This window comes from Streptomyces sp. NPDC098781 (assembly GCF_044759995.1).
Taxonomy (GTDB): domain Bacteria; phylum Actinomycetota; class Actinomycetes; order Streptomycetales; family Streptomycetaceae; genus Streptomyces.
The window spans coordinates 82,635-94,840 of sequence record NZ_JBIWAK010000009.1 but is presented as its reverse complement, the minus strand read 5'-3'; the positions used below and the strand labels follow the sequence as shown (position 1 = coordinate 94,840).

Annotated in this window: 10 protein-coding genes; 2 read left to right on the top strand and 8 right to left on the bottom strand. The window is 70.4% G+C overall.

The annotated features are described in order from the left end of the window. Positions 1-32: 32 nt before the first annotated feature. Both ACIQWG_RS31855 and ACIQWG_RS31850 read right to left on the bottom strand, forming a co-directional pair. The gene (locus tag ACIQWG_RS31855) at positions 33-635 is read right to left on the bottom strand and encodes a WHG domain-containing protein (protein ID WP_404101971.1); all 603 of its coding nucleotides are present in this window, start codon (positions 633-635) and stop codon (positions 33-35) included. A gap of 97 nt (positions 636-732) precedes the next feature. Then, positions 733-2,052: a jacalin-like lectin gene (locus ACIQWG_RS31850; protein ID WP_404101969.1), complete on the bottom strand. Its 1,320-nt coding sequence runs from the start codon at positions 2,050-2,052 to the stop codon at positions 733-735. Between the two features lie 256 nt (positions 2,053-2,308). Between ACIQWG_RS31850 and ACIQWG_RS31845 the strand changes: the two genes are divergently transcribed. Further along, positions 2,309-4,036: a PHP domain-containing protein gene (locus tag ACIQWG_RS31845; RefSeq protein WP_404101967.1), complete on the top strand. Its 1,728-nt coding sequence runs from the start codon at positions 2,309-2,311 to the stop codon at positions 4,034-4,036. Continuing rightward, on the top strand, positions 4,033-4,545 hold the full coding sequence (locus ACIQWG_RS31840; protein WP_404101965.1) for a hypothetical protein: 513 nt from the start codon (positions 4,033-4,035) through the stop codon (positions 4,543-4,545). The genes ACIQWG_RS31845 and ACIQWG_RS31840 overlap by 4 nt, the downstream gene beginning before the upstream one ends. Before the next feature lie 169 nt (positions 4,546-4,714). Here the strand turns inward: ACIQWG_RS31840 and ACIQWG_RS31835 are convergent, their stop codons facing one another. The 6 genes from ACIQWG_RS31835 to ACIQWG_RS31810 form a co-directional block, all read right to left on the bottom strand. Further along, entirely contained in the window at positions 4,715-5,515 is an 801-nt protein-coding gene (locus ACIQWG_RS31835) for an ABC transporter permease (protein ID WP_404101963.1), read from the bottom strand. 1 nt (position 5,516) lies between these two features. Continuing rightward, positions 5,517-6,323, bottom strand: a complete 807-nt coding sequence (locus ACIQWG_RS31830; RefSeq protein WP_404101962.1) for an ABC-2 family transporter protein — start codon at positions 6,321-6,323, stop codon at positions 5,517-5,519. A 1-nt stretch (position 6,324) separates the two neighbouring features. After that, positions 6,325-7,332 carry an ATP-binding cassette domain-containing protein gene (locus ACIQWG_RS31825; protein WP_404101960.1) on the bottom strand — a complete coding sequence of 336 codons (1,008 nt, stop codon included), beginning with the start codon at positions 7,330-7,332 and terminating at the stop codon, positions 6,325-6,327. A 136-nt stretch (positions 7,333-7,468) separates the two neighbouring features. Beyond that, positions 7,469-10,342, bottom strand: a complete 2,874-nt coding sequence (locus tag ACIQWG_RS31820; protein ID WP_404101959.1) for a glycoside hydrolase family 2 TIM barrel-domain containing protein — start codon at positions 10,340-10,342, stop codon at positions 7,469-7,471. A 12-nt stretch (positions 10,343-10,354) separates the two neighbouring features. Further along, positions 10,355-11,239, bottom strand: coding sequence for a carbohydrate ABC transporter permease (locus tag ACIQWG_RS31815; RefSeq protein ID WP_404101957.1), 885 nt, complete (start codon positions 11,237-11,239; stop codon positions 10,355-10,357). Continuing rightward, positions 11,236-12,201, bottom strand: a complete 966-nt coding sequence (locus ACIQWG_RS31810; protein ID WP_404101955.1) for a carbohydrate ABC transporter permease — start codon at positions 12,199-12,201, stop codon at positions 11,236-11,238. The genes ACIQWG_RS31815 and ACIQWG_RS31810 overlap by 4 nt, the downstream gene beginning before the upstream one ends. Between the last annotated feature and the right edge of the window lie 5 nt (positions 12,202-12,206).

Below are 12,206 nucleotides of genomic sequence, written 5' to 3'. Positions count from 1 at the left end.
TGTGACCTCCGCGAAGCTTCCAGTCTAAGTGGTCAGGGTGACAACTGGGGCGGTCGCCCGTCGGGCTGCTTCCGTGGCCAGTTGGTGAGCGTCACGTGCAGGGCGTCGACAGCGCGCTCCCAGGACACCCGCACGTCCCGGGGAGCACCGAAGGCGCCGGTGGACTCCAGGGCACAGAAGCCGTGGAAGGTGCTGCGCAGCAGGCGGACGGCGTCGGTGAGGTCGGGTTCGTCGAGGCCGTAGGCGCGGAGCATGCCGTAGGTGATCTCGGCGGTACGGCGCATGGCGGGGGAGTCGGCGACGAGGGTCTGGTCGATCCGGATCTGGGTCGCCGCGTACCGTCCCGGGTGCCGCAGGGCGTACTCCCGGTAGGCGTCCGCGAAGGCGGCCAGCGCGTCCCGGCCGGCGCGCCCCGCCACCGCCACGGCGATCCGGTCGATCATCTCGCCGCCGGCCAGCAGCGCGACGCGCGTCCGCAGGTCCTGGAGGTTCCTCACATGCGAGTACAGGCTCGCGTCCTTCACCCCGAACCGCCGTGCCAGCGCGGACAGGCTGACGTTCTCGAACCCCACCTCGTCGGCGAGCTCGGCGGCGGCCGCGGCGAGCCGGTCGGGGGTGAGTCCTGCGCGGGCCATGGGGGTGTGTCCTCCGACTTCCTCCGGATGCGGAACCTAAAGCGCCTAGGCACGATCCTAGTGCTCTCGACCCGAGCCGGAGGAACGTCTCGCCACGTCACCCGATCGGCGCGTAGAGCACCCCCAACTTGTCGATCTCGTCGCCCGACCGTCCCGTGAACCCGACGATCTGCCGGCCCGACGGCGCGGTGAAGGTCTTCGCGTCCGATGTCGCCGTCCCGGAGGACAGGGTGCGGCCCTTGTCCGTGGTGAAGGCCGCCGAGAAGATCCGCGTACGGCCGTCCTTCTGGCCCTGCGTCAGCTTCACCGAGGTGAGGTGCTCGCCGGAGGTCAGGGTCAGGGACGTCGCCGTGCCGCCCGTGCCGCCGTGGGTGAGGGCCGGGCCCGCGTCGTGGGTCAGGGACACCGCGTCCAGGCGGGAGCCGCCGCGCAGGGTGAGGGTGCGGGGCGCGGGTGTGGCCGGGAGGTCGTCGGCGTCGTTGAAGGCCGTGCCGTGCGGGCCGCCGAAGAAGTCGCTCGCCCTCAGGGACGAGTTGAGGGTGTAGGAGAAGTCGACCGTGTGCGGGAAGTGGTCGGAGAGATGCTCGCCGTCCGCGCGCAGGAACTTCGCCCAGTCGTTGTGGTACTGGGTGGCGTTCAGGGTCAGCAGATCGCTGCCCCGGTACAGGACCTTGTCCACCACCTCGCACGCGTCGGTCGGGGCCGTCGCGTCGCACACCAGCGCGTCACTGCCCGCCGCCGGGGGTGTGCCGCCCCTGACCAGCTGGACCCAGGCGTCGGTGAGGCCGTTCTCGCCGGCCAGCGTGCGGATGTTGTCGCCGGTGCGCGTGTAGCGGGTGTTGGTGTCGCCCATGACGATCACCGCGTTGCCGGAGGAGTTGGCCTGGATGAAGTCCGACAGCTGCTCGACGTTGGCCCGGCGGGCGGCGAGTGCCGCGTCGTCCGAGTCGGCGTTGGTGTGGACGTTGTACAGGTCCACGAACACGCCCTCGGCCAGCCGCACCCGGGCCAGCGAGAAACCCTTCGGGGTGAGGCAGTTGGTGCCGGTGCAGTCCTTCCACTTCACCCGCTCGAAGTCCTCGAACGCAAGGTCCGAGAGGGTGTTGAGGCCGTCGCCGAAGCCCGCGCCACCGCTGGTCGCCGTGCGGTACGGGTGAGTGTCGTTGGCGTACAGCGACGCGTGGTAGTTGAAGTCCTCCTGCACGTTGACGATGTCGTACGGAGCCAGGCGCTGTCCGATGAGCGGGGTGTTCGTCTCGGGGTCGCTGTCGCCGAGGCCGAGGGGGAGGCCCGCGATGTTGTACGTCAGGACGTTGAAGGAGCCGGAGGTGGCGGCCGTCGCGGGGGTCGCCGCGGTGGCGGTGAGGCCGGTGAGGGCGAGCGCGGCCGCCGCGATCGTGCCGATCAGTCTTCTCATGGTGGGGGAGTCTCCGGGGATGACGAAGAAGTTGAACGCTGAAGGTGAGCGATGTTCAGGTTCGATGTCAACCAGGCTGACGTACAAGGGTCGTTGGGGAAACAGTGAGCGGCGGGGCGTTCCGCCGCGTCGGTGGCACTCGGTGGCCATGCGTCGCTTGTTCAATGTTCATGTTTCGCCTTGATCCTCCACAGGCGGCGTAACAGCGCCGTATGAAGGCAGCCGCCGGCACACAGCGGCATCCCAGGAGGCGTTCATGGGACACGGGCACTCGCACGGCCATCACCACCACGGGCACGACCACGACCACACGCACGAGGCCGGGGCCGCCGATCTGCCCGCCGCCTTCGACCCCTCCGTGCCCGACGAGGCCCTGACCCCGGAGCAGCAGTCGCGCCGTACCCTGCTGCGCCGGGCCGGTCTGATGGGTGCCGGGCTGGCCGCCGCGAGCGTCGTCGCCCCGACCGCCGCCGCTGCCGCCGCGCCGGCCGCGTCCACCGCCTCGGCTCCGGCCTCCGGCGGCCGCCGCGGCAACGGCTTCCTGTGGCTGGCCGGTGACCACCACATCCACACCCAGTACAGCAGCGACGGCAAGTACCGCGTCGTCGACCAGGTCCGCCAGGGCGCCAAGCACGGCATGGACTGGCTGGTCATCACCGACCACGGCAGCGTCACCCACGCCAAGATCGGCGTCGACAAGGTCAACCCCGACATCCTCGACGCCCGCGACGCCTACGAGGACACCCTGGTCTTCCAGGGCCTGGAGTGGAACATCCCGGGCGCCGAGCACGGCACCGTCTTCGTCCACCCCGGCAAGAACGAGGTCTCCGTCCTCAAGCAGTTCGAGACCGACTACGACGGCAGCGTCAAGGGCGCGAGCGACTCCACGCCCGCCAACGAGGCCCTCGCCATCGCCGGACTCGACTTCCTCGCCGAGCAGGTCCAGCGCCGCAAGGTCAAGGACGCGCTGATGCTCGCCAACCACCCGGCGCGGCGCGGTGTCGACTCCCCGCACGAGATCCGCAACTGGCGTGACGCGGGCCGTACCCGCCAGATCGCCATCGGCTTCGAGGGCGCCCCCGGCCACCAGGCCGCCGGCCTGCCCGCGCCGATGGGCCCGGGCCGCGCCCGCGGCATCTACGACAACAACCCCAGCGCCAACTCCTTCGCCGGCTACCCGCTGGAGAGCTACCGCACCTGGGGCGGCTTCGACTGGATGACGGCGACCGTCGGCGGCCTGTGGGACAGCCTCCTCGCCGAGGGCAAGCCGTGGTGGATCACCGCCAACTCCGACTCCCACCAGGTCTACGCCGACACCGCCGCGCGCGGCGGCGGCAACTTCGAGGCCAACGGCCGCTACGACGACCCGGTCTACGCCGGCCAGATCGACATCACCCAGGGCGACTACTGGCCCGGCCAGTACAGCCGTACGCACGTCGGCTCCGACGGCTTCTCCTACGCCGCCGTCATGGAGGGCATCCGGGCCGGCCGCATCTGGGTCGACCACGGCCGGCTGCTCAGCGGCCTCGACGTCCGCGTGACCGGCGGCCACCGCTGGGCCACGCTCGGCGGCGCCCTGCACGTCCGCAAGGGCACCGACGTCAAGCTGACCGTCGACGTGGCGATGGCCGGCGGCCCCAACTGGGCCGGGTTCGTGCCGAAGCTGGCCCGCGTCGACGTCATCCAGGGCGATGTCACCGGACCGGCCAAGGACAAGGACACCTTCACCGCACCGACGGCCAAGGTGGTCAAGTCCTACGAGGTGAACAAGTCGTCCGGCACGGTCCGCCTCACCTACGACCTCGGCAGGGTCGACCACCCCGTCTACGTCCGGGTGCGCGGCACCGACGGCAACCGTGGTGCCGTCGGCGCGATGGGCGCCGCCGTGGACCCGGCCGGCCCGGCCATCGACGTCGTCGGCGACGCCGACCCGTGGCGCGACCTGTGGTTCTACTCCAACCCGGTGTGGGTCCTGCCCTCGTGACACCGTACGTTCTGACCGTCGACGCGGGTGTCAGGGACCTCCGCTCCGCCGACCACCTGCTCCACTCCCTGGCAGCCGAACTCGCCCTCCCCGAAGGCACGTTCGGCTGCACCCACCTGGTGCGGGGAGAGCGCCCGCGGGTCGCTCTCTCCCTCACCCTCCCGTCCGAGCCGCTCCTGCGTACCGCCCAGGAGCGGCTCGTGGCCGGGGGGTACGAGGTGTCACCGGGGCTGCCGGACGCGGTGGGCCGGGCGGTTCTCTACCCGGGCGTGACGGCGCTGACCGGCACCCTGACGATCGCGGAGGTGCTGTCCCTGTCCGCGATCGACCGTGTGACGGTCCTGGGCACGCCGGGCCGACCCGCCGCCGACGCATGCGTCCTGACGGGCGATCACGTGCGCCCGCAGTGGCTCGACGGCCAACTCGTACTGACCGCGATGCCGGCGGTGGGCGGGACACTCGTACCGTTCGAGGTGCCCGATCCCACGCCGTGCTGCGCCGATCACTGAGGCGCTGTTCCGCGACGGCCGCCGACGCCCGTAGGGTGCCAGGCGTTCGATCGACGTCCGGTGCCGCGGACCGACGGGGGGCGGATGACGCACGAGGCGAAGCGCGAGGGACGGGCCGGCCCCGACCGTCCTCGCACGCCTCCCGCGTCCCCGTCGGACGACGCTCCTGTCAGCCGTTCACCCCCGTGTAGTGCCTCAGCGCCCACCGCCACAGGGCCCGGGCCCCCAGATACGCCACCAGCCCCAGCAGCGGCGACGACGCGGCCAGCCAGTGCGGGACCGCTGTGGCGTGGCCTGTCAGGGTCGCGGCCGGGAAGTATGCGACGAACGCCAGGGGGAGGGCGAAGGTGAGGAAGCCGCCGACCGCCTTCGGGAGGACGTTCAGGGGGTAGCTGCCGAAGGTGCCGAGGAGTTCCTCCAGCCAGCGGCCCCAGTAGTCGGCGGCCGGGTAGCGCAGGCACGCGGAGGCCACCGCCGTGAACAGGGCCGCCTCCAGGAGCATGCCGCCGACGACCGCGGCGATCAGGTAGAGGACCCGGCCCGCCGTCCAGTCCAGGGTGCTGCGGCTGAGCGCGCCCGCCATCAGGCCCGCCGCGACCGTCAGGTCGCCGATCGCGTTGGTGGGGAAGTGGTCGAGCTGGACTTGGCGGTGCACCGGCATCGGGCGCAGGAGATAGATGTCGATCCGCCCCTCCTGGACCTGGCGGCCGATGAAGTGCATCCGGCCCAGCAGCAGGACGAACAGACCGTGGGCGAGCATCCGGATCGCCGGGATCAGCAGCACGTCCGCACTGTCCCAGCCGCCCATCCCGGTGAACCGGGCCAACAGCACCGTCGCGAACACGATCACCGACATCTGCCAGATCGCGCCTATCGCGATGTTCAGCAGGAACTCGGCGCGGTACTCCATCGCGGCCCGGATGTTGAGCAGCGAGACGCGCCACACGATGCGCAGAGCCTTCAGCGACATCTCAGCCTCCCTGCGCGATCACGCGCCGCGCGGCCCGCCGCCACACCCACCGGGTGAACAGCGCCAGCACCAGCACCCAGCCCGCCTGGACCGCCAACTGGGCCCCGGCGTCGGACAGTTCGATCCGGCCGACGTAGATCGACAGCGGCACGCTCAGCGTCGCCTGGAAGGGGAGGAAGCCGCTCACCGTGATGAACCAGTCCGGGAAGAACCACAGCGGCGCGTACACCCCGGACAGCAGGTTCTGCGCGAAGATCAGGATCAGCATCGCGGAGTTGTTGCGGATGGTGAAGAAGCACATCTGGTCCAGCAGGAGCATGACGTAGTACAGGACGCACTGGCCCAGCAGCATGCTCACCGCGAACACCCCCGCCACGGCGGCCGACTCCGGGGGCTCCACCACTCCCGCGGCCAGACACACCGCGTATCCGCCCAGCGCCCACGCCAGCCCGTACACCTGCTCGCCGAGCGCGCGCAGCGCGTAGTAGCGCTGCGGCGGCAGCGGACGCAGGTACCAGTAGACGATCGTGCCGAAGTGCATGTGCTGGAGCACCGTGTCCCGGCCCGCGTGCTGGTCCAACTCGCGCAACCGGGAGGCCAGTACGGCCAGCACGGCATAGGTGACCGCCTGGTCGCGGGTCAGTCCGGCGGTCGTACCGGTGTGGGCGTACAGGCCACGCCACAGCGACGCCACCAGGACCACCTGCACGGTCAGCCGCAGCAGGACGGCGGTCATCCGGGGCGGTGTGTGCAGCTCACCGAGCGGCGTCACGCGGGCGGCCCGCCAGCCGTGCGGGACGGCGGCCACCTCAGGCTCCCTCCGCCGCGGGACCGGCATGGACGTACGCGGCGCGCATCACGTCCTCCAGGTCCGCCTCGTGCAGGGCCAGGTCGGTCACCTCGTACCGCTCGATGACGTGTTTCAGCGCCTGGTGCACGGTCGGCGCGTCGGGACCGTCCGGGCCGAAGACGGCCTGCGGGCCCTCGCGGCGCAGCAGCGCGATACCCGGCAGCGCGCCGACCTCGGCGTGCGCGTCGGCCAGTGTCACCCGCACCTGCCAGGTCGAGCCGAACTTGCGGCGGATCTCGTCGAGCGTGCCGTCCAGGACGAGCCGCCCGTGGTTGATGAGCACCACCCGCTCCGCGAGCCGCTCGACCTCCGTCATGTCATGGGTGGTGAGCAGGACCGTACGGCCGCGCTGGGCCACCTGGTGCCGCAGGAACTCCCGCACCTGCTCCTTGACCACCACGTCCATGCCGATGGTCGGCTCGTCGAGGAAGACCACCGGCGGGTCGTGCAGCAGCGCGGCCGCCAGGTCCGAGCGCACCCGCTGGCCGAGGGAGAGATGACGGACCCGGGTGCCCCAGAAGGAGGACAGGTCGAGGAGGTCGTCGAACTCCGCCAGGCGCGCCGCGTGTTCGGCCTTCGGCACCTCGTAGATGTCCCGCAGGATCGCGAACGACTCGCGCACCGGCAGGTCCCACCACAGCTGGGTGCGCTGCCCGAACACCGTGCCGATGTTACGGGCGTTGCGCTCGCGCTCCTCGTACGGCACCACACCCGCGACGCTGCACGAGCCGGACGTCGGGGTGAGGATGCCGGTGAGCATCTTGATGGTGGTGGACTTGCCGGCGCCGTTCGGGCCGAGCAGGGCCAGGAGTTCGCCGGGAGCGACGGAGAAGGTCACGTCGCGCACGGCATGCTTGGCGACCTTCTCCGGGTTGACGAGTGAGCGGAGCGCGCCGGCGAAACCGGGGCGGCGGACGGTGGTGTGGAAGGTCCGGGACAGGCGGCGTACCTCGATGCTGCCGGCCAAGTGGCTTCAACTCCCTAGCAAAGAGCGCAGGTCGCGGCCGGCCGGCAAGGCTGCCGGCCGGCCGCGGGCGACGTCACGACGATTGCGGAAAGTCGATCAATCGGTCGATCGATTCATGGTGTCCGCCTGGTGGTCTTCACTCGGCGGCCGAGAACACGAACGAGAACTCCGCCGGCTCGGCCTTGAGGAAGTACTGCGGCAGCGGACCCGGCCCGCACGACTGCGAACCGATGCCGTGCTGGCCGTGGTCGAGGTTGACCCACACGGTGTCTCCCGGGACCAGATCGGTGAGGTGCCGGGCGGCGTCCAACTGCTCGTTGGTCCAGGGCCGCGCGCTGAACCAGAACTCCGGCTCGCCCTCGATCCTGAGCCCGCCGAGCTCCACCCAGCGCACATCGGCCCGGGCGCCGTTCTCCTGCGGACGGACGTACGGCGTCTGGAGTTCCCCGACGCTCGCGTCCCACTGGAGATGCTTGGCCGCGGCCTTGGTGTCCGGGTACGCCTCGCCGCCACTGCCGAACCAGGCCGCGGCACCGGTGGACGCCGCCGGCAGCCCGAACCGTACGCCCAGCCGGGGCAGCGGCACCTTCCAGTCGCCCTCGGGGACGACCGACACGGTCAGCCGCAGCAGGGTTCCGTCGGACGTCCACCGGTACTGCGTGCGCAGGCCCACCTCCCGGGCGGCCGGCGCCACCCGGGTGCGGACCGTCAGCGCGTCGGCGTCGGCCGTCACGCCGTCCAGCCGGTGCCGCATCCGGTGCAGGCCCAGCTTCCGCCACAGCAGGCCGTACCGGGTGTCGTCCTGCCAGGAGGCACCGTCGTCGTTGTCGGTGGTGGCACGCCACACGTCGAGGCGCAGCCCCGTGACGTCCACCCCGCCGATGGACCGCAGGGTCCCGGTGCGGGCGTCGAACACCGCCGGGCCGAGCACGATCCGATCACCGTCGGCCGTCGGCCCGGCACCGGTGGCCGCCGCAAGCGGCGCACGCGGGGCGACGGTCCGCTGTGCCCACGCCACCTCATGTCCCCTGCCCGCCCAGGAGGTGTCCGCGGCGAGCAACGCACGCACGGTCCACTGGACCTCCTCGCCGTCGCCGTCGGGGGCGGGGGCGGGCAGCTTGACCTCGGCCGACTCACCCGGCGCGAGCGGCGGCACGGGGAGCGGGTGCGCGCCCGTGGGAGCTCCGTCGACCTGGTACGAGAACTCGAACTCCAGGTGGGAGAGGTCGGCGAAGTCGTACGCGTTCGTCACCCGTACCGTGCCGTCCGCCCCGTCACCCTCGATGCGGACCGGCTCGATGACCTTCTTGTACTCGACGAGCCCGGGCGAGGGAGTCCGGTCCGGGAAGACCAGCCCGTCGCAGACGAAGTTGCCGTCGTGCAACTCCTCGCCGAAGTCGCCGCCGTAGGCGTAGCCCAGCTCGGGGTGCTCGATGCCGTGGTCGATCCACTCCCAGACGAAGCCGCCCTGGACCCGGTCGTGGGCCTCGAACAGCCGCTGGTAGTCGGCGAGGCCGCCGGGGCCGTTGCCCATGGCGTGGCCGTACTCGCACAGGATGAAGGGGAGTTCACGGCGCCGGCCGGTGCCGCCGTCCAGGTGCCGACCGATCTTGTCGACCTCGGCGTGGGAGGCGTACATCCGCGAGTACACGTCCGTGTCCCGGCAGGTCGAGTCGCCTTCGTAGTGCACGAGCCGGGAGAGGTCCCGGCCGTGGATCCACTCGGCCATCGCGGTCAGCCCGCGACCGGTGCCGGCCTCGTTGCCGAGCGACCACAGGACGATCGACGGGTGGTTCTTGTCCCGTTCGACCATGCGGGCCGCGCGGTCCAGCAGGGCCGGGGTCCAGCGGTCGTCGTCGACGGGGTTGTCCCGCCACCCCTGCTCGGTGAAGCCGTGGGTCTCCAGATCGCACTCGTCGACGACCCACAGGCCGTACTCGTCGCACAGGTCGAGGAAGGCCGGGTGCGGCGGGTAGTGCGAGGTGCGCACCGCGTTGAGGTTGTGCCGCTTCATCAGCAGCACGTCCTCGCGCATGGTCTCCAGGTCGAGGGCACGGCCCTTCTCCGGGTGCCATTCGTGCCGGTTGACGCCCTTGAACAGGACCGCCTTCCCGTTGACCTTGATCAGGCCGTCCTCGAGGACGACCGTACGGAAGCCGATGCGCAGCGGCACCCGCTCGCCGGGCGTGATCAGCTCGCCGTCGTACAGCCTCGGCGTCTCCGCGGACCACGGCTCGACCGGGACCGTGACCCGCTCACCGGTCGCGACATCGATGTCGAGGCCGGGCACGGACACCCGCCCGTCGACGTCGGAGTCGACGCGCAGGGTGCCCTCGCCCGTGGTGTGGTCGTAGGAGGCGTGCACGAAGAAGTCGTCCGCGCCGCCTTCCGGGCGGTGCAGCAGGGTGACGTCACGGAAGATGCCGGGCAGCCACCACTGGTCCTGGTCCTCCAGGTACGAGCCCGCCGACCACTGGTGCACCCGCACCGCGAGCACGTTGCCGGCCGGCTTCAGCAGTTCCCCGACGGCGAACTCGTGCGGCAGCCGGGAACCCTTGAACTCGCCGAGCTCGGTGCCGTTCAGCCAGACCCGGGCGCAGGACTCGACGCCGTCGAAGCGCAGGACGGCGGTACCGTCGGTCGGCCACTCGGCCGGCAGGTCGAAGACGCGCAGGTGGTCGCCGGTCGGGTTCTCGGTCGGGACACGGGGCGGGTCCACCGGGAACGGGTAGAGGTGGTTGGTGTAGATCGGCCCGCCGAACGCGCCGTCGCCCTGGAGGACCCAGTGGCCGGGGACCGTGACCTCGGCCCAGTCCCCGGCGTCGTAGCCCTCCGCCGCGAACGAGTCGTCCTCGGCGTCGGCGGTCGCCGACAGCCTCAAGCGCCAGTCGCCGTTCAGGGACAGGGACTTCGCGTCCGAGACGGCGTACCAGGCACGGGGCGGCAGCGCCCCGGTCCCGGGGGAGACGTCCTCTACGTAGTCGACGGAGGGGGAGGTGCGGAAAGACATCTGTCTCCTTGCTCAGCCCTTGATGCCGGTCTGTGCGATCCCCTGGACCAGCCAGCGCTGGAGGAAGAGGAACACGAACACCAGGGGCAGGATGGAAATGGCCGTGGCCATGAAGATCAGGTGGTAGTTGACGGTCTGGTTGGTCATGTACGACGACAGCGCGACCTGGACGGTCCAGGCGCTCGGGTCCTGGCCGATGACCAGGGGCCACAGGAAGGCGTTCCAGCCGTTGATGAACGTGATCGTGGCGATCGCCGCGAAGAAGTTCAGCGAGTTCGGCACGACGACACGCCAGTACGCACCCCAGTAGCCGAGCCCGTCCACGCGTGCCGCCTCCTCCAGCTCCTTCGGGAACCCCAGGAAGTACTGCCGGAACAGAAAGCACGTGAAACCACTGAACAGGCCCGGAATGATGAGTCCCCGGTAACTGTCCACCCAGCCGAGGGACGACACGAGGACGAAGCTCGGTACGAAGGTGACGGCCGTGGGAACCATCAGGGTCGACAGCACGGCGTAGAACACCTTGTTGGCGTGTCGGTACGGGATGCGGGCCAGGCCGTAGCCGGCCATCGAGCAGATCAGCAGGATGCCGGTGGTGTGCAGGACGGCGACGACCACGGAGTTCCACAGGGACCGGGCGAAGTCGACGGTGGTGTCGTCGAAGGGCTCGGTGATGTTGCCCCACTGGATCTGGGTGGGGAACCACTTCCAGTTCTCGCCCGTGATCTCCGGGTCCGTCATCAGCGCGTTGCGGACGATCAGATAGAAGGGGATCAGGAAGAGGAGGGCCGCGACACCTGCCGCGACGTACAGGCCCGTGTTGCCGATGACGCCGCCGCCGCGCCTGTTCTTGGCCGGCTCGGTCGCCTTCCCGAGGTCGGGTGCTGTGGTGGTCACTTGGACTCCTCACCCCTTCCGAAACCCATGAGCCTGCCCTGGAACAGTGTGACCACGCAGATCAGGAGGGTCAGGACGACCGCGCCCGCGCTGCCCACGCCGTAGTTCTGGTTCTCCCCGAGGGCCATCTTGTACAGCTCGACCAGCGGCGGCTGGCCCCAGGTGGCCTTGGAGAGCAGGTTGAAGAACTCGTCGAAGGCCTGGTAGGCGGCGATGAGCAGCAGCAGGATCACCGCGGTCGAGGTCGCCCGCAGCTGGGGCAGTGTGATGTACCGGAAGGTCTGCCAGCCCGGCTTGGCGCCGTCGATGGCGGCGGCCTCGTACAGCTCCCGCGGGATGTTCTGGAGCGCCGCGAGGAACAGGATCATGTAGAAGCCCGACTGGAGCCACAGCCGTACGGTCACGATGACCAGCCAGTACCAGGGCGGGTCGGGGACCGCGAGCCAGGCGATGTTGTCGATGCCGAACCAGCCCAGGACGGTGTTCGCCAGGCCGAAGCGGACGCCGTTGAAGAGCGACATCTTCCAGATCAGCGCGGCCGCGACATAACTGACCGCGGTGGGCAGGAAGAACACCGACCGGAAGAACGCCCGCATGAACCGCAGCCGGTTGACCAGCAGCGCAAGGCCCAGCGACATGGCCCAGGTGGCGGGCACGATGAACGCGGCGAACACGGTGAAGGTGACCAGGGAGTTGCGGAAGTCGGTGTCGGTGAGGATCTGCCGGTAGTTGTCGAAGCCGACGAACTCGCTCGGCGTGACGGTGAAGCGTGCCTCGAAGAAGCTGAGCCAGACGCTCCAGCCGATGGGCACGAAGACGAAGATCACCAGGCCGATCAGGAACGGCCCGGTGAAGAGCCAGAAGTTGAGGGTGCTGTTCGCCCTGAGGCCCCGCCGCGGCCGGTGCTCGGAGACCTTGGCCGGGGCGGGGGAGGCGACCCCTTGTGTGGTGGTGGTCGACATGTCGA